Raw genomic sequence first — 20,572 nt, forward strand, 5'->3', positions numbered from 1 at the left:
CGGGCGGAATCGAATTGTGAACAGGTACCGCCAAACCCCTGAAAAGGCACCGCCCCACGTCTTGGAAACGCGAGGCGGAATATAGAAATCAATGCTCTTCGTATTGCGTAAACGATGGATCGGCCAGGTCCGCAAAGCGCGTGAACTCGGCCTGGAACGCCAGCTTCACCGTACCCGTCGGTCCGTGACGCTGCTTGGCGATGATGACGTCGGCGGTACCCTTTACCTTGTCGAACAGCGCTTCCCACTCGGCATATTTCGGGTCGGAAATATCGCGTGGCTCCATGTTCTTGACGTAATATTCCTCACGGAACACGAACAGCACCACGTCGGCGTCCTGCTCGATAGAGCCCGATTCACGAAGGTCGGAAAGCTGCGGGCGCTTGTCTTCGCGGCTTTCCACCTGACGGGAGAGCTGGGAGAGCGCGATGATGGGAACGTTGAGTTCCTTACCCAGCGCCTTCAGGCCTGTGGTGATCTGGGTGATTTCCTGCACGCGGTTTTCGCCGCCTTTGCCGGAACCTGTCATCAGCTGAATATAGTCCACCACAAGGCAATCGAGGCCACGCTGGCGCTTGAGGCGACGGGCGCGTGCGGAAAGCTGGGCGATGGAAATACCACCGGTCTGGTCGATATAAAGCGGCACTTTCTGCATCATCTGGCTGCAAGCAACCAGCTTTTCGAAATCGGCCTCGGTGATTTCACCACGGCGGATTTTCGAGGACGACACTTCGGTCTGTTCGGAAATGATACGCGTGGCCAGCTGTTCGGAGGACATTTCGAGCGAGTAGAAGCCGACGACGCCGCCGTTCTTGGCTTTATAGGAGCCGTCGGGCTGCACTTCCTGCTCGTAGGATGCCGCGATGTTATAGGCGATGTTGGTGGCAAGCGAGGTCTTGCCCATGCCGGGACGTCCCGCAAGCACGATCAAGTCGGAACGCTGCAAGCCACCCATGCGGCCATCCAGGGAGTGGATGCCAGTGGAGATGCCGGAGAGATTGCCGTCACGCTCAAACGCTGCTCCGGCCATGTCGATGGCCAGCGATACCGCATCGTTGAAGGACTGGAAGCCGCCATCGTAACGACCGGTTTCCGCCAACTCGAACAGGCGGCGCTCGGTGTCTTCGATCTGCGTCTGCGGCGGCATGTCCAGCGGCGCATCATAGGCAATGTTGACGACGTCTTCACCGATCTGGATCAGCGCACGGCGCAGCGCAAGGTCATAGATGGCGCGGCCATAGTCTTCCGCATTGATGATCGACACAGCATCGGAGGCAAGACGCGCCAGATATTGCGCAACCGTCAGGTCACCGATCTTGCCATCGGCGGGCAGGAAGGTCTTGATCGTCACCGGGTTGGCGGTCTTGCCCATGCGGATAATATCGCCGGCAACTTCGAAAATCTTGCGGTGAAGCGGCTCGTACAAATGTACGGGCTTCAGGAAGTCGGAGACACGGTAATAGGCATCGTTATTGACGAGAATGGCACCCAGCAGTGCCTGTTCCGCTTCGATGTTGTTCGGCGCTTCGCGGTACAGCGGTTCAGCAGCCGGGGCGGGGGTGATCTTTCTCACAGCGTCGTTCATGGTTTTCTGTGATCTCCCTTGAGGCTGGTTCGAAGCCTTCGTTTCTTGCAAGCCTGCCGGTTTGAAGCGAGCGGCAGCGGCAGTCAAGGACAATGCGGCAACAGTGGCAGACAGGCTTACCTTACAGTGGCAGGCGGCCTCATAAAGTGTGTTGTTAACAGTAATCCACAGGCTGAAACGTGGGCGTGATGACCACGAAAAACGAATCGGTTTCGGTCCGTTATGAGTTTACGGCATGGCAGCTATTTCAACAAAGCCTCTTGCATATTCCCAATCGCGAAAATAAATAGGGATGAAATAGATAGCGTGCTAATTATAAGGTCTAAGTATTTGTCTCGTGCGACAGAAAAAGAGCAGCTTTTCGATGAGATGGCGGCTTTCAACCGAAAGCTTAGGTCCTTCTTTGATGCCAGAGTGGCGGAGCAGGGGCTGACGCTTGCCCGCGCCCGGGCGCTTTTTGCCCTGTCGCGTCGCGGGCCGTTGACCCAGAAGGAGCTGGCCGAGGAGCTGGAAATCGAAACACCAACTTTGGTTCGCGTGCTTGATGCGATGGAGAAACAAAACCTCATCGAGCGGCGTTCTGACGAGATCGACCGCCGGGCCAAGCGCGTACACATGACGCCAGATGGCGTAACGACATTTGAGGATGTGCATATGCAGGCAAAATCCATGCGGGCCGCCATCGCAGCCGATATTTTGACGGATGATATCAGTGCTGCACTGGATGTGGTCCGCCGCCTGTCTGCCAACCTTCAAAATCTCGCTGGCGAAAAGGTGCAGTCGTGAGCAACGCCGTTTCAACCACCCTGGATACGCCAGATGCGGCACCCGAAGCGGTGCCGGAAACACCTGTTGCACCTGCCCCCCCACCAGAGAAATCCTTTCCTGCAAAGCTTCTTTATATTTTCGCTGGCCTGTCGTTTTTCGTAACGCAGGGCATGGGCATGAACATCGTCATGGCCAATATCTACCAGTTACAGGGCGAGTTTTCGGCAACGATTGCCGAGGTCGCGTGGTTGTCTGCGGCCTATATGGCACCTTATGCCACCTTCTCCATCGCACTGTTCAAGGTGCGCCAGCAATATGGGCTGCGTCCCTTTGCGGAAATCAGCATCATCTGTTTCGTGCTGGCATCCTGTCTCAATCTCTTCGTGACGGATCTGCATTCAGCCATTGTCGTACGTTTCGTCAGCGGCATGGCGGCAGCACCGCTGTCATCGCTAGGCTTTCTCTATATTCTCGAAGCTTTTCCGGTACAGCGCAAGCTGACGCTGGGCCTCAGCATCGCGCTGACGGGGACGCTGCTGTCGGCACCGCTGGCACGCATCATCTCCCCTGAATTGCTGGATATCGATGGCTGGCAGGCGCTGTACACCATGGAGGTCGGGCTTTCGCTGGCCGTGCTGCCCATCATTTATCTGCTGCCGCTGACGCCACCACCGCGTGCCAAGGTCATCGAGCGCATGGACATCTTGAGCTACCTGCTGTTTGCAGGCGGCCTCGGCTGTCTCGCCGTATTCCTCACGCTCGGCCGCTTCTACTGGTGGTTCGAAACGTGGTGGCTCGGCGTCTTGCTGGCAACCTCCATCGGCCTGCTGGCATTGATGACCGCGATCGAACTTCCTCGTAAAAATCCGATGCTGGACTTGCGCTGGATATTCTCGCGCACCAACCTGCACCTGATTGCGATCCTGCTGATCTACCGCGCCGTCTCGTCTGAACAGTCTTCCACGGCGGTCAGCCTGTATCAGCAACTGGGCATCTTGAACGAGCAGACGACCGGGCTCTATGCGCTCATCATCGTTGCGACGCTGCTCGGCGGTGCCTTGTGCGCGTTGTTGATGCTGACGAAATATGTGGATACCGCCCATGTCATCGCACTGGCGCTAATCGCGCTCGGTGCCTTCATGGATAGCGGCCTGACCAATCTCGTGCGGCCGGAACAGATGTATCTGAGCCAGGCGATGATTGCTTTCGGCGCGGCCATGTTCCTGCCGCCTGTCATGGCGAAAGGATTTGGCGCAGCCTTGGCAAAAGGCCCGCCTTACCTCGTCAACTTCATCACCATCTTCATTTTCACGCAGATCACAGGTTCCCTGCTAACGACCGGCCTTCTCGGTTCCTTCGTGACGCTGCGGGAAAAATTCCACTCGAATATTCTGGTGGAAAGCATCCTCTTGCAGAACCCGCAGGTGGCGCAACGCGTCAGCCAGCTGTCCGCTGGCTACAGCCATGTCATCACCGATGCCGCACTTCTGAAGGCAGAGGGTCTATCGCTGCTGGGCGCGCAGGTTACGCGCGAGGCTTATATTCTGGCTTATAACGATACGTTTTTGCTGATTTCAGTCTGCGCCGCTGCTGCTCTTGTCATGCTTTTGCTTCATCTTGCATGGTTACGTCTCAAGTCTCTGCTGAAAAGCGAAGACGAGACCGTGGCCGCACCTCAATCCTGATTGTCCGAGATATAAAAATGCTGAAGAAATTATTCACGCCTCTTACTCTCATCGTTCTCCTGGGCGGCGTCGCCGGTGTGGCGCTGGTGCTTTACGCATGGCGGTTGCCACCCTTTTCCAGCTCAGTCGAAATGACCGACAACGCCTATGTGCGCGGCTATGTCACGACCATGAGCCCGCAGGTCAGCGGTTACATCGTCGATGCGCCGGTCAAGGATTATCAGGAGGTAAAGCAGGGCGACATTCTGGCCAAGGTGGATGACCGCATCTTCCGCCAGAAATTGGCGCAAGCCGAGGCATCGTTGGATAGTCAGAAGGCGGCCTTCGACAATTCCCGCCAGCAGGAAATCGCCGCCAAGGCGAATATCGCCTCTGGCGAAGCGGCCGTCGATGGCGCACAGGCCTCCCTCAAGCAGGCCCAGCTTGCAGCCGACCGTCAGGATAGTCTTCTGCGCAGTGGTGCCGGAACCTCCAGTGTGCAGGAAGAAGCACAGGCCAATCTCGACAAGGCCCGTGCCGGTCTTTCGCAATCGAAAGCAGCGCTTGAGGTGGCCCGTCAGGATCTCCAGACCATCATCATCAACCGTGGTTCCTTGCAGGCCGCAGTCGCCAATGCAGAAGCAGCCGTGGAACTGGCCAAGATCGATCTGCAAAACACGGAGATTCACGCGCCTAGGGATGGCAAGCTCGGCGAAGTCGGCGTTCGCATAGGACAGTATGTGGCGGCTGGAACGCAGCTGATGGCGGTCGTGCCGCATGACGTCTGGGTCGTTGCCAACTTCAAGGAAACGCAGCTCGGCGGAATGGAAGCAGGGCAGGTGGTTTCGATTTCCGTCGATGCCCTGCATCGCCGGAAGCTGACGGGCAAAGTAGAACGCTTCGCCCCCGCCGCCGGCTCCGAATTCGCGGTCATCAAACCGGATAACGCCACTGGCAACTTCGTGAAAATCGCGCAGCGTCTCGGCGTGCGCATCTCCATCGATCCGGACCAGCCGCTGGCTGCCGAGCTTTCGCCCGGCATGTCCGTGGTGGTGCGGGTGGATAAGGCCGTCGCTCCGGCAGGCGCTGAAACGGCTAAAAAATAAAAAAAGTTTTCTCCACGCTCATCCTTCCCATGCCTACGATCTCCCCACGTCCGCAGCCGGAATGTGTCGCGAAACATTTGGCGGGAGGCGGAGGTTGGTGGTTGGTTGTAGACGTGCAGCCGGACACTAGAATTGGTGGACCGACCACCTCGATCCGAGGACCATTCACGGCTTCGGAAAATCGAGGCGGCGAAGTTTCACCGGAAACTGCTTATAAATCTCAGGCCGGGTCTTTTATGATCCGGCTTGAGCAAGACGACCGGGGCCACGCAAATGCGGAGCCAACGACAAACACCAAACCAAAGACATATCCGCATTTGCGTGTGTTCTTGGGGTCGAGGGTAAAGCAAGCCACGGGTGCAGGGCACCGCGTGAACGGCGAAGCGTGACCAAAGTGGAATTAGTTTTGTCGTAGAAATTTTTTGACGTAGCGGGTGGGGTTTACCTCCCTCTGTCCTGCCGGACATCTCCCCCACAGGTGGGGAGATCGAATCGCGGCACGCTTGCGGCCATCTCAGACGTCGAGACAGAGGCTGCGTCAGTGCGCCCAGCCAATCTCCCTCCTTGTGGGGGAGATGTCCGGCAGGACAGAGGGGGGTAAGCCCCACCCGCGACGCCCCACCAACCCCATAAAACCCAAAAACCCCGAATGTCGCCATCCGGGGTTTCAGTATTCAGTTCAACAGGCCAGAGACGATTATTCGTCGTCGCCTTCGCCGTTGAATTCTGCGTCTGGATCAAAGAAGTCTTCTGGACGAAGAGCGTCTTCGTCAACGCCGTAGATGGCGTCGGCGGATGTGAGGCTTTCGCCCTTGGCCTGACGCTCTGCTTCTTCAGCCGAACGGGCAACGTTCAGTTCAACCTGAAGCTCGACTTCGGCGTGCAGGTGAAGCGTTACGTTGTGCAGACCGATTGTCTTGATCGGTGTGTTGAGTTCGACCTGGTTGCGGCCGATGTTGAAGCCTTCAGCGCCGAGGATTTCAACAACGTCACGAGCAGCAACAGAGCCGTACATCTGGCCAGTTTCGCCAGCAGAACGGACAACGATGAAGCTCTTGCCAGCCAATGCGTCGGCAACGGTCTGTGCTTCGGACTTGCGCTCAAGGTTACGAGCTTCGAGCGTTGCGCGCTCGGATTCGAAACGGGTCTTGTTGGCAGCGTTGGCGCGAAGTGCCTTGCCGTGTGGCAGCAGGAAGTTACGTGCGTAGCCATCGCGAACCTTTACGGTTTCGCCCATCTGGCCAAGCTTTGCGATGCGTTCGAGAAGAATGACTTCCATCTTCTTGATCCTTTCTAAGGTTTGGTTTCGTTATTGTCAGGGTTCCGTGGTGGCGTGAGGGAGATCGTGCTGCGCACGTCGCTCAAACCAAGCACAAGAATGAGAAGCAGCGGAAAGACGAAGACCGCCGATATGTAAGCCAGGACCAGAACCGGCCAGCGCCAGTCCTTGCCCTTGGAACGATGATGCAGGGAGGCATAGCCCGCCATGATGAAGCCTGCGCCGAAGGTGCCGCAGACGACCGCGCCGACCATCGCCACGGTGCCTCCGAGGAAGGTGAGGACAATGCCGCCGAGGAAGATGAAGATCGCGTTGCGGTGCATGCGCAGTGCGGCTGCGATATCTTCACGCGGGCGCAGACCCTTGCCGAAGGAGCGAACCGCACGGCTGGCGAAATAATAGGCTGCAAACAGCATGATGACCCAGAGACCGCCCTGAACCATCGGCAGCATCAGCACCAAAAGTGTTTTCGTCTGCGCAAGCGCCGTCGCATCCGGCGTGAAGGCTGCTTCGCGCGTCTGCACCGACGCCATCATCACATCGACCAGTTGCGACACGAGGTCGGGGCCATAACCGATCATCGTGCCGAGGACGATGACGGAGACGGTGATGAGCGCGCAGAGATGCAGGACGATACCCGAAAGCGGATACCATGCCATCAGATCGTCAGGGCCACCCAACTCGGATGCAGGACGCGCCAGATTGGCAAGGTGAGACAGCCAGCCAGCCGGGATCAGCGTAAATATCGCGATCGTCACGGCGAAGACGGGAGATACGGCGAGGGCACCGAGGAAACCAGCTGAGAGAATGGCGATGATGGCAGACACATTGCCCCAGCCCAGCCCGGCAACGAGAACCGGCATGGCGGAGGCAGCATAAAGCAGGAAAGACATCGACGACTGTGCGGTTGCGCCGAGCGTTAGAAACGCTGCGCATATGCCGGCAAGAATGCCGGGAATCAGCACTGTCTGGTTCAATTTTGGCAAGTCGCTGTCCTGCTGAACTTTGTAGCAGTTAGAGGATGGTCCGTTAGAACCGCGTCCCCAACATGGGTTTTCATTTCAAGATCGATCCACGCCCAACGCGGAAGGATGTCGTCATGGAGAAAACGAGGCCGCGCAAACGCGCAGCCTCGCAGATTATATTAGGTCAGAACGTATGGCAGCAGGCCGAGGAAACGAGCGCGCTTGATCGCCTGAGCGAGTTCGCGCTGCTTCTTCTGGGAAACAGCTGTGATACGGGAAGGAACGATCTTGCCACGCTCAGAAATGTAGCGCTGCAGAAGACGTACGTCCTTGTAGTCGATCTTCGGAGCGTTTGCGCCGGAGAAAGGGCACGTCTTGCGACGGCGGTGGAACGGGCGGCGTGCCTGGGAAGAAGATGCGTCAGCCATTATATATGCTCCTTATGCACGGTCTTCGCGCGGACGGCGCGGACGGTCTTCACGGTCGCCGAAGCCACCTTCGCGAGGTGGACGAGGACCACGATCGAAGCCACCTTCACGTGGGCCACGGTCAGGACGGTCGCCATCGCGGCGAGGACGGTCGTCACGGTCGCGCTTCTGCATCATTGCAGATGGGCCTTCTTCGTGGGCTTCCACGGAGATGGTCATGTAGCGAAGAACGTCTTCGTTGATGCGCATCTGGCGCTCGATTTCGTGGATCGCCGGTGCCGGAGCATCGATGTCCATGAGAGCGTAGTGAGCCTTGCGGTTCTTCTTGATGCGGTATGTCAGGGACTTGAGGCCCCAGTTTTCGACGCGTCCGACCTTACCGCCGTACGATTCGATAACGCCCTTGTACTGCTCGACAAGTGCGTCGACCTGCTGGGCAGTGATATCCTGCCGGGCAAGGAAGATGTGTTCGTAAAGAGCCATTTAAGCTTTGCCTTTCTTGCGTTTCATTCATCACCCGGCAACGGCGCTAAGCCTCAACGACTGCTCCTGTTTGGCAAAAGCCAAGGGCAAGAAAAGCGTTGTTCGAGACGGTCGAGAGCGGAGACACGGGAGGCCGGAAACCTTATGGTCCTGCTGTTTCGTCACCGAAACCAGCCCTCCGTTCAGCCACCAGCCAATTGGACCGGGTGTTGTGAACAGCGCGCTTATACGGATTTTTGGGCCGAATGCAAGCGCGCTGCCCGAAAAAGCATGGTTTGTGCCGCGTCAGATCGGCATCGGGTACTGCCGGTGAATGTCGGCAATGCTTTTCAGGACCTCGTCCGAAAGCTTGATATCGGCTGCCGCAATATCCGTCTTCAGCTGTTCCATGGTCGTCGCTCCGATGATGGAGGATGCCATGAAGGGGCGGGACAGGGTGAAGGCGATGGCGAGTTGGGATGGGTCCAGGTCGTGTTCGTAAGCCAGTTCGAGATAGGCCTTGACCGGGGCTTCCTGCAATGGCTGCAAGCGTCCGCCGATATCCTTGTTGATCGAACCGCGTGAACCGTCCGGGCGACCGCCATTCTGGTATTTGCCGGTCAGAATGCCGCCTGCCAGTGGTGAGTAGGCCAGCAGGCCGACCTGTTCGTGGTGGGAGACTTCGGCTAGGTCCAGATCGAACGACCGGTACAGAAGGTTATATTCGTTCTGAATGGAGGCGACGCGCGGCAGGCCTTTGGCTTCGGCGATGTCGACGTATTTCTGCGTGCCCCAGGCGCTTTCATTGGAAAGGCCGATGGCGCGGATTTTGCCGGCCTTGACCAGTTCGCCCAGCGTTTCCAGCTTTTCGGTGATTTCGGACAGCGTCTTTTCGGTGTTCTGCGTCGAAGCGTCGAAACCCCATACGCCACGGAAATGGTAGGTACCGCGGTTGGGCCAATGGATCTGGTAGAGATCGATATAATCGGTCTTCAGGCGTGCAAGGCTGGTATCGACGGCCTCGCGAATCGAGGCGGCATCGATATCGCGGCCACCTCTGATGTAGTCACGACCGGAGCCTGCGACCTTGGTGGCCAGCACGATATCCTTGCGCTTGCCGGTCTTCTGGAACCATGTGCCGATATATTCTTCGGTGCGGCCCTGCGTTTCAGGCGAAACCGGCGTGGTGGGATAAAGCTCGGCGGTGTCGAAGAAATTGACGCCGTTCTCGACGGCATAATCCATCTGTTCGTGCGCTTCGGCCTCGGTGTTCTGCGTGCCCCACGTCATGGTGCCGAGGCAGATTTCCGACACGGAAATGCCCGTACGTCCCAGGGTGTTATGTTTCATGGAAATGTCCTGATGATTGGCTGATGGCTTGGAAGGTGCGCTGGAGACTATCTCTGATTTGGCCAAGCGCAAGAAAAAACATTCCAGAAAATTCAATGCTTATGGCCATTATCAAGCGATTTATCTCTCAAGGGTAGCAATTCAGGTTTGACTATTGCAAAAACGGGGATGCATTTCCCTTTTTGCGCGCAACCATTTTCTGCTGTGTGCATTTGGGTTCGATCATAAACCAGCGCGGAGGACCGTGAATGACAGACAGTGCAGCAATTGCACAGCCGACAACAGGTGACGACAAGGCGATACCACCGGCAACCGGACGATGGAAACTCATCGGTCCCGGCATCGTCGCTGCCGCCACCGGTGTGGGCGCGGGCGACCTCGTTGCCACGCTGATCGCCGGTTCTCGATTCGGTTATGCGCTTTTGTGGGCTGCTGTCCTCGGCTGCATCGTGAAGATTGCTTTGGCAGAGGGTTCCGCGCGCTACCATCTGGCCACAGGCTCCACCATGCTGGAGGGCTGGCGGTCTCTGGGCAAGTGGACCAGCTGGTATTTCGGCATCTACATCATGGTCTGGGGTTTCGTGTATGGTGCCACGGCCATGAGCGCCACGGCGCTGCCGCTCGCCGTCTTCTTCCCCTCCGTGCCGCTGTGGATATGGGCTGTGCTGACCGGCCTTTCCTGTGCTGCTTTCGTGGCCTTCAACCGATATGACGCGTTCGAAACCGTCATGAAGATTTTCATCGGAATCATGTTCGTCATCGTGATCGGCATCGCCATCATGGTCTCGCCGAATGTGGGGGAAGCCGTAACGGGCCTTATTCCGTCCGTACCAGAGGGATCGGCCATTTATACACTCGGCCTCATCGGCGGTGTTGGCGGCACCATCACCATGGCGTCCTATGGTTATTGGGTGAATGCCAAGGGCTGGCGCACACCGGCCTGGATGGGCGTGATGCGGCTGGATAACCGTGTTGCCTATATCGTCACCGGCATGTTCGTCGTTGCCATGCTGATCATCGGTGCCGAACTGCTCTACGCGTCACAGATCGCGCTTTCGACCGGCGACCGTGGTCTTCTCGATCTCGACCGGGTGCTGGAGGAACGATTCGGCAGCACCATGTCCACGCTGTTCCTGATCGGCTTCTTCGCAACGGCCATCTCATCGGTGCTAGGCGTATGGCAGGGCGTGTCCATGCTGTTTGCGGATTTCGTACGTGGCATCAAAGGCGAGACTGGCTCCCGTGAAGGCCTGGAAAAGACGCCTGCCTTCCGCTTCTACCTGTTCTGGCTGACGATCCCGCCCATGGTGCTTTTGTTCCTCGGACGGCCTTTCCTGCTCGTCATTATCTATGGTGCGCTCGGAGCCTTCTTCATGCCGTTCCTGGCGCTGACGTTGATCTGGCTGCTCAACTCCTCACGCGTGCCGAAGGAATGGCGCAGCGGTTGGCTGTCTAACGGTCTGTTGGGCATTTCCGCGCTGCTGTTCATCGTTCTGTGCATCAGCGAAGTGATCGGGCTGTTTACGCGGTGAAGCGTCAATTACGGGGTGTGAGAGGTGGACAGACGCTTGGCACCCCCCGCAAAGCCTTGACTCCGCTGGCCGGAATGTGAATGGAAGTCCCCAAGAAAATAAGAGAAGGGATGGATCCCATGGCTATTGCATTCACATTTCCGGGTCAGGGCAGCCAGGCTGTCGGTATGGGCAAGGAGCTTGCCGAGAACTTCGCAGAGGCACGCGCTGTCTTTGAAGAGGTCGATGAGGCGCTTGGCCAGAAGCTTTCCGACATCATGTGGAACGGCCCGGAGGAAACACTGACGCTGACGGCAAACGCGCAGCCAGCGCTGATGGCCGTCTCCATCGCCGTCATGCGCGTGCTGGAAGCTCGCGGGCTGAAGCTTGCGGAAAAGGTTTCCTATGTTGCTGGCCACTCGCTTGGCGAATATTCGGCGCTTTGCGCTGCCGGAACATTCTCACTATCAGATACCGCCCGCCTGCTGCGCATTCGTGGCAATGCCATGCAGGCAGCAGTGCCGGTGGGTGAGGGCACAATGGCCGCCATCATCGGTCTTGAGCATGGCGATGTCGAAGCCATCTGCACGGAAGCGGCTGTCGGTGGCGTTTGCCAGATCGCCAATGACAATGGCGGCGGACAGTTGGTCATTTCCGGCTCGAAAGCTCCGGTGGAGAAAGCTGCGGCACTGGCATCCGAAAAGGGCGCAAAGCGCGCCATCATGTTGCCGGTATCAGCGCCCTTCCATTCCGCGCTGATGGCACCTGCTGCTGACGCCATGCGCGCCGCGCTGGCTGATGTAGCCAAGAAAAGCCCAATCGTGCCTGTCATCGCCAACGTGCGTGCAGCACCGGTGTCGGATGCCGAAGAGATTGCCAGACTGTTGGTCGAACAGGTAACGGGACAGGTGCGCTGGCGCGAAACCGTGGAGTGGTTTGCGGCAAATGATGTTACGACACTCTACGAAATCGGCTCAGGCAAAGTGCTGACCGGCCTCGCTCGCCGCATCGACAAGACGGTGAGTGGTGTTGCCGTCGGCACGCCTGCCGATATCGATGCTGCACTCGCAACACTTCTCGGCTGAGTTCTAAAGATAGACAAAGGATAAACATCATGTTTGATCTGACCGGCCGCAAGGCTCTCATTACAGGTGCAACCGGTGGCATCGGCGAAGAAATCGCCCGCACGCTGCATGCGCAGGGCGCAACCGTCGGCCTTCACGGCACCCGCGTCGAAAAGCTGGAGGCGCTTGCGTCCGAGCTTGGTGATCGCGTCAAGATTTTCCCGGCCAACCTTGCCGACCGCGCTGAAGTCAAGGCGCTGGGCGAAAAGGCCGAAGCCGAGCTTGGTGGCGTCGACATTCTCGTCAACAATGCCGGCATCACCAAGGACGGCCTGTTCGTGCGCATGAGCGATGAGGACTGGGACAATGTTCTCGAAGTCAACTTGACCTCGATGTTCCGCCTGACGCGCGAACTGACGCATCCGATGATGCGCCGCCGGTTTGGCCGCATCATCAACATCACCTCCATCGTCGGCGTGACCGGTAACCCCGGTCAGGCGAATTATTGCGCATCGAAGGCTGGCATGATCGGCCTGTCGAAGTCGCTGGCGCAGGAAATCGCCACGCGCAACGTCACCGTCAACTGCGTTGCACCGGGTTTCATTGAAAGTGCGATGACCGGAAAGCTGAACGACAAGCAGAAAGAAGCTATCATGGGTGCCATTCCCATGAAGCGCATGGGCACCGGTGCAGAAATCGCATCCGCTGTTCTTTATCTTGCGTCCAACGAAGCAAGCTATATGACTGGTCAGACGTTGCACGTTAATGGCGGCATGGCGATGATTTAAGAATCGTCCCGCTGACGCGCGATGTTGGAAAATTGCCTGTAGAGCAAGATGCTTAGCACTATTTTAAGGCTTTTTTCCCGCAACAAACCGTGTTAAGCGGGCGAAGACTGTGAACAGTCGTCCCGGAACCAAAGGCGACCGTTGCGATTTCTTAGCGCGATGTTTAGCTTGAACCGGGTTGAACGGGTTTGCCCACGGTACCTGCAAAAGGTACTTGGGGATTTTAACAGGGCAGGGTGTCTGAAGAGGGCATTCCTTTCAAAGTAAAGGTCGAGGAAACCGACATGAGCGATATCGCAGAACGCGTAAAGAAAATTGTAGTTGATCATCTTGGCGTCGACGCCGAAAAAGTCGTCGAGGGCGCAAGCTTCATCGACGATCTGGGCGCTGACTCGCTCGACACTGTTGAACTGGTTGTGGCGTTCGAAGAAGAATTCGGCGTTGAAATTCCAGACGACGCAGCTGACTCGATCCTGACTGTGGGCGACGCTGTCAAGTTCATCGAAAAGGCTCAGGCTTAATCGCTTGAAAAGCCAAGGGAAGGCATCTGCCTTCCCGATATGGCCCGGCCAGTCCGGGCCAATATTTTATTCTGTGTCACTTGGCATCGCGCGAGTGCTGCAACAAATATAGCGATGATAGGGTAAGGGCGGAGCATTGGCGATGAGACGTGTCGTTATCACCGGTACCGGCATGGTATCTCCTCTTGGATGCGGAACGGAAATTACCTGGGAACGGCTTTTGGCTGGCCAGAACGGTGCTCGTCTCGTAACCGAGTTCGAGGTCGAAGATCTTCCTGCAAAAATTGCATGCCGCATTCCCGTCGGTGACGGTTCCAATGGAACGTTCAATGCCGACGACTGGATGGAGCCGAAAGAACAGCGCAAGGTCGACCCCTTCATCGTTTACGGCATGGCCGCAGCCGAGATGGCTCTCAATGATGCCGGCTGGCACCCGATGACCGGCACCGACGAAGACCAGATCATGACAGGTGTCCTGATCGGCTCTGGTATTGGTGGTCTGGAAGGTATTGTCGAGGCTGGCTACACGCTGCGCGACAAAGGCCCACGCCGCATTTCTCCGTTCTTCATTCCCGGTCGTCTGATCAACCTCATTTCCGGCCAGGTTTCAATTCGCCACAAGCTGCGCGGACCCAACCATTCCGTCGTCACGGCCTGCTCCACCGGCGCACATGCCATTGGTGATGCCGCTCGTCTGATCATGTGGGGTGATGCCGATGTCATGGTGGCAGGTGGTGCGGAATCGCCCGTCTGCCGCATCTCGCTTGCCGGTTTCGCCGCCTGCAAGGCGCTGTCCACCCAGCACAATGACGACCCGCGAAAGGCTTCGCGCCCCTATGACCGTGACCGCGACGGTTTCGTCATGGGCGAGGGTGCCGGCATTGTTGTTCTGGAAGAGCTGGAACACGCAAAGGCCCGCGGCGCAAAGATTTATGCTGAAGTCGTCGGCTACGGTCTGTCCGGTGACGCGTTCCACATCACGGCACCATCAGAAGATGGTGAAGGCGCTTACCGCTGCATGTCCATGGCGCTGAAGCGCGCTGGTCTGACGCCTGCCGATATCGACTACATCAACGCCCACGGCACATCGACCATGGCCGACACCATCGAGCTTGGCGCTGTCGAGCGTCTGGTTGGCGATGCGGCTTCGAAGATTTCCATGTCGTCCACCAAGTCGGCAACGGGCCACCTGTTGGGTGCAGCCGGTGCCATCGAGGCAATTTTCGCTGTTCTCGCCATTCGCGACAACATCGTGCCACCGACGCTCAATCTCGATAATCCCGATGTCGAGACGGAGATCGATCTGGTGCCGCACAAGGCGCGCAAGCGGACCGTCAATGTCGCGCTGTCCAATTCCTTCGGTTTTGGCGGCACCAACGCGTCGCTGGTTCTTCGTCGTTACGAAGCTTGAGGTCGATCGGCTCTTGCCGTTTCGTCAGGAATCGCAGAAAACCATCCTGTTTCCCGGTGTAACAACCGGGATGCTTGTAATGCTGCCTGTTGAGGTGGCTTGAAAGTTTGGAAACGCGCTCGTCCCTGTAAGGGATGTGCATTGATGTTTCCTCATGTACCGAGTGCAGATTAGCCTGCCGAACCTGTTTTTGCCGCATTGCCTGCTCACATAAGCCGCTGTAATGCCGAACTGAAAAGGACCGCCGGTGAGCGATACGAGAGATGACAATCAGGCCCCTTATGGACGTGAAGGCTCTAGCGAGAGCAAGGGCGGCCCGATCATTCCGAAATCACCGACAGAGGCACTGAGACCAGAGCGTGTACCGGCCCCGCCCAAACGCTCCCGCAAGGCACATAGTCAGGTGGTGATCTTTCTCAATTTCCTCATGACGCTGGTGGTTGCCGTCTGCGTGGTCGGTATTGCCGCCTTTTACTACATGATCAATTCGTTTCATGAGCCGGGTCCGCTTGAGCTCAATAAGACGATCACGGTTCGCAATGGTGCCGGTCTTGTCGAAATCGCCAATAATCTGGAGCGCGAAGGCGCGATCTCCAATGGCCGCATCTTCCGCCTGATGGCAGACCGTTACATGTCGCCGAGCCAGACACCGAAGCCCGGCGAATATGAAGTCAAAGCTCGTACATCCATGAAGGACATTCTGGCGCTGCTGGAATCCGGCAAGTCTATTCTCTACAGCGTGTCCATGCCGGAAGGTCTGACCGTAAAGCAGATGTTCATGCGCCTTGCGGCCGAAACGACGCTTGAGGGTGACCTGCCAGCACAGCTGCCGCCGGAAGGCTCCTTGCGGCCTGATACCTATCCTTTCACGCGTGGAACGAAGCGCGAGGAAATCGTCAACCAGATGCGCGCCGCCCAGACGCGGCTGGTTCAGGCGACATGGGAACGTCGCGACCCGGATCTGCCGATCAAGACCGTCGAGGAATTCGTCACGCTTGCTTCCATCGTCGAGAAGGAAACCGGCAAGGATGACGAGCGAGGGCATGTGGCATCCGTCTTCTACAATCGCATGAAAAAGAACATGCGCCTGCAGTCCGACCCGACCATCATCTATGGATTGTTCGGCGGTGAAGGCAAACCTGCGGACAGACCGATCTACCAGTCCGATCTGCAAAAAGAGACGCCCTACAACACCTACATCATCCGTGGCCTGCCGCCGCACCCCATCGCCAATCCAGGCCGGGCAGCGCTTGAAGCGACGGCCAATCCCTGGCGCACCGACGACCTCTACTTCGTCGCGGATGGAACCGGTGGTCATACCTTTGCCAAGACGCTGGATGAGCACAACACCAATGTTCGCCGCTGGCGCAAGATAGAGGCCGAACGCACCGCCAATGGCGGCGTGCCGGAGACCGTGGTGGATGGCCAGCCTGACGGATCGCAGGCGGAACGGCCTCGCAGTAATTGATTTGATTGAGCGACCGCTGCTGCCCCGATTGGGCGGCAGCTTTTCATTTGGGGATATATTCAATGGCATTGCAATCCATGACAGGCTTCGCACGGACCGAAGGTTCGTGCGGGCGTTATCGCTGGGCGTGGGAACTCCGTTCCGTCAACGGCAAGGGGCTCGATCTTCGCCTGCGTCTGCCACCGGGCATGGAAGCGCTGGAAGTTGCGTTGCGCGACATTGCATCGAAGAGCCTTTCGCGGGGCAATATTCAGATCGCACTCAACACATCCGCATCCGAAGCGAAGATGGAGGCGGTGGTCAACCGCGATGCGCTGGATGCCGTGCTGGCGCTCAAGCGCGATCTGGGCGATGCCGTCAGCGACGCGCCACTCAGCTTCGATACGCTGCTTTCCGTGCGCGGACTGGTGGAGTTTCGCGAGCCAGAAGAGGGTGCAGACGCGCAGGAAGCGCGCAATCGAGATATCATCGATGGTTTCACTGGGGCGATTGCGGCGCTGAAGACCATGCGGGAGCGGGAAGGCGAGGCGTTGTTCGGCATTCTTTCCGGCCACATCGATAAAATAGAACAACTGACTGGGATCATCGAGGCCGACCCTTCTCGTCAACCCGAACAGATCAAAGCGCGGCTTGCGACCCAGATCGCCCTGATCGGCGACGGCAATGGGCTGGATAGCGACCGTCTGCATATGGAGGCCGTTCTACTCGTCACCAAGGCGGATCTTCGCGAGGAAATTGACCGTTTAATTGGGCATGTGGCTGCCGCAAGAGAGCTTTTGAACAGCAGCGTGCCCGTTGGGCGCAAGTTGGACTTTCTTGCACAGGAATTTAACCGGGAGTCGAATACAATCTGTTCCAAATCCAATGCCAGTGCTGTAACCGCTGCTGGTATCGAATTGAAAGTCGTGATCGATCAATTCCGCGAACAGGTCCAAAATCTGGAGTAGACCCCATGGCGTCCGCCAGCATTCCTCCCGTCCATATCGCCCGTAGGGGCCTGATGCTGGTTATTTCCTCTCCATCGGGGGCCGGCAAATCCACCATTGCCCGCAATCTTTTGGAGAAGGACAAGAATATCAGCCTGTCTGTCTCCGTCACGACCCGGGCGCGACGTCAGAGCGAAATTGACGGTATTCATTACCACTTCATTTCCAAGCGCGATTTCGAGCGGATGCGCGAAGGTGAAGAGTTGCTGGAATGGGCCGAGGTTCATGGCAACTATTACGGCACGCCGCGCGAACCGGTCGAAACCGCAATGGCCGAAGGCAAGGATATGCTGTTCGACATCGACTGGCAGGGGGCCGAGCAGCTTCAGGACAAGATGAAGGCGGACGTGGTTTCGATCTTCATTCTGCCGCCTACGATGACCGAGCTGCAATCACGGCTGCACCGCCGCGCGGAAGACACCGAAGAGGTCATCCAGACCCGCCTCGCCAATTCCCGGTCCGAAATCGAGCATTGGCGCGACTACGACTACGTCATCCTCAATGACGATTTGCAGGCCGCATTCGAAGCGATAGAAGCCATCGTCAAAGCCGAACGCGTCCGCCGCGACCGCCGCCACGGCATGTTCGATTTTGTGCGTGAGTTGTTGGAAGAAGTGCCGGCATTGCCTGTGCGGTAGCCCGGTTCACGTCAATCGCTTGAATTTGAGCAGACGAAAGCGTATGTATATCCAAGTTGGATATACGGAGCTCTGCTATGGCCACATCGACGGTTTTTCTCAGCAATCGAAGCCAGGCAGTACGGCTGCCAAAGGCAGTCGCTTTTCCGGAAAACGTACATCAGGTGGACATCCTCAAAATTGGCCGCACACGCGTCATCGTACCCCATGGTAAGCGGTGGGATGATTTATTCGCATCTGGACCAGGAGCGAGCGACGATTTTCTGACCGACCGCGAGCAGCCTTCGGCAGAAGAGCGCGAGTCCTTTTGATGCTGACATATATGCTCGATACCAACATCTGCATTTACGTCATGAAAACATATCCGCCCGAGCTTAAGGACAAGTTCAATGCTATTGCGGAGCAATTGTGCATATCGAGCATCACATTGGGTGAACTCTGTTATGGTGCCGAGAAATCAGCCCGTCGAAATGAAAATCTGGTTGCAATAGAGAACTTCGTGTCGAGGCTTGAGGTGCTCCAATTCGTCGATAAGGCAGCTGTACATTACGGACAGATCAGAGCAGAGTTGGCACGTGCCGGAACGCCATGCGGCGTGCACGACATGCAGATTGGCGGTCACGCGCGCAGCGAAGGTCTTATCGTCGTGACCAATAACATGCGGGAATTTGTACGCATGCCGGGGCTGCGGGTGGAAAACTGGGTCTAGTTTCCGATCTGACCAAGCATATTCGCCAGTCTCACGAACTCTTCCACCGACAAGGTCTCGGCGCGTCTCGTGGGGTCGATCCCGGCCTTTTCCAATAACGCTTCACCACCAATGGATTTTACGCTTTGGCGCAGCATCTTGCGGCGCTGACCGAAGGCGGCTTCGGTGACTTTTTCGAGGTTGGTCACATCGCACGGAAACGGTTTGTCTCTGGGCAGCAAGTGCACGACTGTTGATGTTACCTTGGGTGGTGGGCTGAAGGCTTGCGGCGGCACGTCGAAGGCCATTTCTGGCACTGTGCGCCAGCCGGTGAGGACGCCGAGGCGGCCATAATGATTGTCGCCTTCTTCGGCCACGATCCGCTGTCCGACTTCCTTCTGAAACATCAGCGTCAGCGACAGCCAGAAGGGCGGCCATTGCTTTGGCAGCAGCCAGTTGATCAGCAGCTGCGTTCCGACATTGTAGGGAAGGTTGGCGATGACGCGGACGGGCTCGCCTTTCGGCGCAAGAGTCTCGAAATCGACTTTGAGCGCATCGCCTTCGATAACCTCAAGCCGGCCAGGATAATGATCTGAGATTTCGGCAAGAGCGGGCAGGCAACGGCTGTCGCGCTCCACGGCGATCACTTTCTTCGCACCAAGCGATAGAATAGCGCGGGTGAGGCCTCCGGGGCCGGGACCAACCTCGAATACAGTCACGCCGTCGAGCGGGCCAGCGGTTCGGGCAATCTTCTGCGTCAGATTGAGATCGAGCAGGAAGTTCTGGCCGAGCGATTTCTTCGCATCGAGCCCGTGGCGCTGAATGACATCGCGCAGCGGCGGAAGACCATCGATGGCTGCCATTACGCTGTCACCCGGCGGGCTGCGATCTCTGCCGCCATCTTCAAGGCGGCGACGAGGCTGGATTCGTTGGCAATGCCCTGTCCTGCAATGCCGAATGCCGTGCCGTGGTCGGGCGATGTGCGAATGAAGGGCAGGCCGAGCGTGACATTGACAGAATCGTCGAAGCCGAGTGCCTTGGCGGGAATGAGCGCCTGATCGTGATACATGCACACCGCCACGTCATAACGTCTGCGGGCGGCCTCGTGGAACATCGTGTCTGCGGGCAGGGGGCCGAAGGCGTCGATGCCATCCTTGCGCAGCTGGATTGTTGCGGGATGGATGATGTCGCGATCCTCGGTACCGATAGCACCATCTTCACCCGCATGCGGGTTGAGGCCCGCAACGGCAAGGCGAGGGGCTTCAATACCGAACTTGTCTCTAAGATCAGCGGCAATAATGCGGCAGGTTTCGATGATCAGCTCTTCCGTGAGTGCGGCTGGGACGTCTTTGACCGGGATATGGATGGTTACGGGTACGACGCGCAGCTTTGGCCCGGCAATCATCATGACGGGTGTAACGACCTGACCGGTCAGCTTGTTGGCAAGTTCCGCAAGAAACTCCGTATGGCCGGGAAAACCGAAGCCCGCCTCATACAACACCGACTTCGCGATGGGGTTGGTGACGACTGCCGAGGTGCGTTTTTCAACGGTCAGCGAAACCGCTGTCTCGATCGCCTTGATGGTGGAGAGGGCCGTACCGACATGCGGTTGACCGACCTGTACGTCAAAGCCGACGGCAATGGGAAACACGGGCAAGGCATCCGGGAAAATGGATGCCGCCTGCTCAGGCTCACAGACGACCACATCCGTATGGATGCCAAGAAGGTTGGCTCTGCTGGCGATGACGTCAGGATCACCGATGAAGATAAACGGCGGGAGGCCGAGTTCTTTACGTTTTGCCCAGGCGACAACAGTGATATCGGGACCGATCCCGGCAGGATCGCCCTGTGTCAGAGCGAGAGGCAATTGTTGCAGGGTCACGAAAGGCA

The 20,572-nt window shown here is 57.6% G+C and carries 22 protein-coding genes; 14 read left to right on the plus strand and 8 right to left on the minus strand.

Going from position 1 to position 20,572, the window contains the following annotated elements; translation table 11 throughout:
• Positions 1-88: 88 nt before the first annotated feature.
• Positions 89-1,585, minus strand: a complete 1,497-nt coding sequence (locus tag CPJ18_RS13925; protein ID WP_067643954.1) for a replicative DNA helicase — start codon at positions 1,583-1,585, stop codon at positions 89-91.
• A gap of 330 nt (positions 1,586-1,915) precedes the next feature.
• Here CPJ18_RS13925 and CPJ18_RS13930 point away from each other — a divergent pair, with 330 nt between their 5' ends.
• From CPJ18_RS13930 to CPJ18_RS13940, 3 genes are all read left to right on the plus strand, one after another.
• The gene (locus tag CPJ18_RS13930; RefSeq protein ID WP_103658987.1) at positions 1,916-2,371 is read left to right on the plus strand and encodes a MarR family winged helix-turn-helix transcriptional regulator; all 456 of its coding nucleotides are present in this window, start codon (positions 1,916-1,918) and stop codon (positions 2,369-2,371) included.
• Positions 2,372-2,523: 152 nt separating this feature from the next.
• Positions 2,524-4,038 (plus strand): MFS transporter, encoded by a 1,515-nt coding sequence (locus CPJ18_RS13935; protein WP_103659143.1) that lies wholly within the window; start codon positions 2,524-2,526, stop codon positions 4,036-4,038.
• 17 nt (positions 4,039-4,055) lie between these two features.
• On the plus strand, positions 4,056-5,123 hold the full coding sequence (locus tag CPJ18_RS13940) for an HlyD family secretion protein (RefSeq protein ID WP_103658989.1): 1,068 nt from the start codon (positions 4,056-4,058) through the stop codon (positions 5,121-5,123).
• 697 nt (positions 5,124-5,820) lie between these two features.
• Here the strand turns inward: CPJ18_RS13940 and rplI are convergent.
• From rplI to CPJ18_RS13975, 5 genes are all read right to left on the minus strand, one after another.
• Positions 5,821-6,402: a 50S ribosomal protein L9 gene (gene rplI, locus CPJ18_RS13950; RefSeq protein WP_067643944.1), complete on the minus strand. Its 582-nt coding sequence runs from the start codon at positions 6,400-6,402 to the stop codon at positions 5,821-5,823.
• Positions 6,403-6,416: 14 nt separating this feature from the next.
• The gene (locus tag CPJ18_RS13955; protein ID WP_103658991.1) at positions 6,417-7,388 is read right to left on the minus strand and encodes a DUF2232 domain-containing protein; all 972 of its coding nucleotides are present in this window, start codon (positions 7,386-7,388) and stop codon (positions 6,417-6,419) included.
• 158 nt (positions 7,389-7,546) lie between these two features.
• Complete coding sequence (rpsR, locus tag CPJ18_RS13960) at positions 7,547-7,795, minus strand: 30S ribosomal protein S18 (protein WP_067643937.1); 249 nt, start codon at positions 7,793-7,795, stop codon at positions 7,547-7,549.
• A gap of 12 nt (positions 7,796-7,807) precedes the next feature.
• Positions 7,808-8,278 carry a 30S ribosomal protein S6 gene (gene rpsF / locus CPJ18_RS13965; protein WP_067643934.1) on the minus strand — a complete coding sequence of 157 codons (471 nt, stop codon included), beginning with the start codon at positions 8,276-8,278 and terminating at the stop codon, positions 7,808-7,810.
• 285 nt (positions 8,279-8,563) lie between these two features.
• Positions 8,564-9,607: an aldo/keto reductase gene (locus CPJ18_RS13975; RefSeq protein ID WP_103658993.1), complete on the minus strand. Its 1,044-nt coding sequence runs from the start codon at positions 9,605-9,607 to the stop codon at positions 8,564-8,566.
• Between the two features lie 16 nt (positions 9,608-9,623).
• On the opposite strand from CPJ18_RS13975, the gene CPJ18_RS27470 reads away from it, so the two are divergent.
• From CPJ18_RS27470 to vapC, 11 genes are all read left to right on the plus strand, one after another.
• Positions 9,624-9,758: a hypothetical protein gene (locus CPJ18_RS27470; protein WP_281063042.1), complete on the plus strand. Its 135-nt coding sequence runs from the start codon at positions 9,624-9,626 to the stop codon at positions 9,756-9,758.
• A gap of 97 nt (positions 9,759-9,855) precedes the next feature.
• Positions 9,856-11,139 (plus strand): Nramp family divalent metal transporter, encoded by a 1,284-nt coding sequence (locus tag CPJ18_RS13980; RefSeq protein WP_103658995.1) that lies wholly within the window; start codon positions 9,856-9,858, stop codon positions 11,137-11,139.
• A gap of 119 nt (positions 11,140-11,258) precedes the next feature.
• Positions 11,259-12,203, plus strand: a complete 945-nt coding sequence (gene fabD, locus CPJ18_RS13985) for an ACP S-malonyltransferase (RefSeq protein ID WP_103659144.1) — start codon at positions 11,259-11,261, stop codon at positions 12,201-12,203.
• Between the two features lie 29 nt (positions 12,204-12,232).
• A complete protein-coding gene (gene fabG / locus CPJ18_RS13990; RefSeq protein WP_077106569.1) occupies positions 12,233-12,970 on the plus strand; it encodes a 3-oxoacyl-[acyl-carrier-protein] reductase in 738 nt (245 codons plus the stop codon).
• A gap of 284 nt (positions 12,971-13,254) precedes the next feature.
• Complete coding sequence (locus CPJ18_RS13995; protein ID WP_103659145.1) at positions 13,255-13,491, plus strand: acyl carrier protein; 237 nt, start codon at positions 13,255-13,257, stop codon at positions 13,489-13,491.
• A 142-nt stretch (positions 13,492-13,633) separates the two neighbouring features.
• Positions 13,634-14,902: a beta-ketoacyl-ACP synthase II gene (fabF, locus tag CPJ18_RS14000; RefSeq protein ID WP_103658997.1), complete on the plus strand. Its 1,269-nt coding sequence runs from the start codon at positions 13,634-13,636 to the stop codon at positions 14,900-14,902.
• A 247-nt stretch (positions 14,903-15,149) separates the two neighbouring features.
• Positions 15,150-16,370, plus strand: coding sequence for an endolytic transglycosylase MltG (mltG, locus tag CPJ18_RS14005; RefSeq protein WP_103658999.1), 1,221 nt, complete (start codon positions 15,150-15,152; stop codon positions 16,368-16,370).
• Between the two features lie 62 nt (positions 16,371-16,432).
• Entirely contained in the window at positions 16,433-17,317 is an 885-nt protein-coding gene (locus CPJ18_RS14010; protein ID WP_103659011.1) for a YicC/YloC family endoribonuclease, read from the plus strand.
• Between the two features lie 5 nt (positions 17,318-17,322).
• On the plus strand, positions 17,323-17,994 hold the full coding sequence (gmk, locus tag CPJ18_RS14015) for a guanylate kinase (RefSeq protein ID WP_077122757.1): 672 nt from the start codon (positions 17,323-17,325) through the stop codon (positions 17,992-17,994).
• 77 nt (positions 17,995-18,071) lie between these two features.
• The gene (gene vapB / locus CPJ18_RS14020) at positions 18,072-18,305 is read left to right on the plus strand and encodes a type II toxin-antitoxin system VapB family antitoxin (RefSeq protein ID WP_103659013.1); all 234 of its coding nucleotides are present in this window, start codon (positions 18,072-18,074) and stop codon (positions 18,303-18,305) included.
• Positions 18,305-18,703, plus strand: a complete 399-nt coding sequence (gene vapC, locus CPJ18_RS14025) for a type II toxin-antitoxin system tRNA(fMet)-specific endonuclease VapC (protein WP_103659015.1) — start codon at positions 18,305-18,307, stop codon at positions 18,701-18,703. The genes vapB and vapC overlap by 1 nt, the downstream gene beginning before the upstream one ends.
• Here vapC and rsmA read toward each other — a convergent pair.
• Together rsmA and pdxA are read right to left on the minus strand one after the other, a co-directional pair.
• On the minus strand, positions 18,700-19,545 hold the full coding sequence (rsmA, locus tag CPJ18_RS14030) for a 16S rRNA (adenine(1518)-N(6)/adenine(1519)-N(6))-dimethyltransferase RsmA (RefSeq protein WP_103659017.1): 846 nt from the start codon (positions 19,543-19,545) through the stop codon (positions 18,700-18,702). The genes vapC and rsmA overlap by 4 nt on opposite strands.
• Complete coding sequence (gene pdxA / locus CPJ18_RS14035) at positions 19,545-20,564, minus strand: 4-hydroxythreonine-4-phosphate dehydrogenase PdxA (protein WP_103659146.1); 1,020 nt, start codon at positions 20,562-20,564, stop codon at positions 19,545-19,547. The genes rsmA and pdxA overlap by 1 nt, the downstream gene beginning before the upstream one ends.
• Positions 20,565-20,572: the final 8 nt, after the last annotated feature.

The sequence above is a fragment of the Agrobacterium rosae genome (assembly GCF_002915175.1).
GTDB classification, from domain to species: Bacteria; Pseudomonadota; Alphaproteobacteria; order Rhizobiales; family Rhizobiaceae; genus Agrobacterium; species Agrobacterium rosae.

Excerpts from the sequence above, each read along its gene's own strand:
- rsmA (WP_103659017.1), bottom strand. The coding sequence starts at position 19,545 with ATGGCAGCCATCGATGGTCTTCCGCCGCTGCGCGATGTCATTCAGCGC.
- rplI (WP_067643944.1), bottom strand. The coding sequence starts at position 6,402 with ATGGAAGTCATTCTTCTCGAACGCATCGCAAAGCTTGGCCAGATGGGC.
- CPJ18_RS13925 (WP_067643954.1), bottom strand. The coding sequence starts at position 1,585 with ATGAACGACGCTGTGAGAAAGATCACCCCCGCCCCGGCTGCTGAACCG.
- rpsF (WP_067643934.1), bottom strand. The coding sequence starts at position 8,278 with ATGGCTCTTTACGAACACATCTTCCTTGCCCGGCAGGATATCACTGCC.
- fabF (WP_103658997.1), top strand. The coding sequence starts at position 13,634 with ATGAGACGTGTCGTTATCACCGGTACCGGCATGGTATCTCCTCTTGGA.
- CPJ18_RS13980 (WP_103658995.1), top strand. The coding sequence starts at position 9,856 with ATGACAGACAGTGCAGCAATTGCACAGCCGACAACAGGTGACGACAAG.
- CPJ18_RS13935 (WP_103659143.1), top strand. The coding sequence starts at position 2,524 with ATGGGCATGAACATCGTCATGGCCAATATCTACCAGTTACAGGGCGAG.
- vapC (WP_103659015.1), top strand. The coding sequence starts at position 18,305 with ATGCTGACATATATGCTCGATACCAACATCTGCATTTACGTCATGAAA.
- CPJ18_RS13975 (WP_103658993.1), bottom strand. The coding sequence starts at position 9,607 with ATGAAACATAACACCCTGGGACGTACGGGCATTTCCGTGTCGGAAATC.
- fabG (WP_077106569.1), top strand. The coding sequence starts at position 12,233 with ATGTTTGATCTGACCGGCCGCAAGGCTCTCATTACAGGTGCAACCGGT.
- gmk (WP_077122757.1), top strand. The coding sequence starts at position 17,323 with ATGGCGTCCGCCAGCATTCCTCCCGTCCATATCGCCCGTAGGGGCCTG.
- CPJ18_RS13995 (WP_103659145.1), top strand. The coding sequence starts at position 13,255 with ATGAGCGATATCGCAGAACGCGTAAAGAAAATTGTAGTTGATCATCTT.
- rpsR (WP_067643937.1), bottom strand. The coding sequence starts at position 7,795 with ATGGCTGACGCATCTTCTTCCCAGGCACGCCGCCCGTTCCACCGCCGT.
- vapB (WP_103659013.1), top strand. The coding sequence starts at position 18,072 with ATGGCCACATCGACGGTTTTTCTCAGCAATCGAAGCCAGGCAGTACGG.
- CPJ18_RS14010 (WP_103659011.1), top strand. The coding sequence starts at position 16,433 with ATGGCATTGCAATCCATGACAGGCTTCGCACGGACCGAAGGTTCGTGC.
- fabD (WP_103659144.1), top strand. The coding sequence starts at position 11,259 with ATGGCTATTGCATTCACATTTCCGGGTCAGGGCAGCCAGGCTGTCGGT.
- CPJ18_RS13940 (WP_103658989.1), top strand. The coding sequence starts at position 4,056 with ATGCTGAAGAAATTATTCACGCCTCTTACTCTCATCGTTCTCCTGGGC.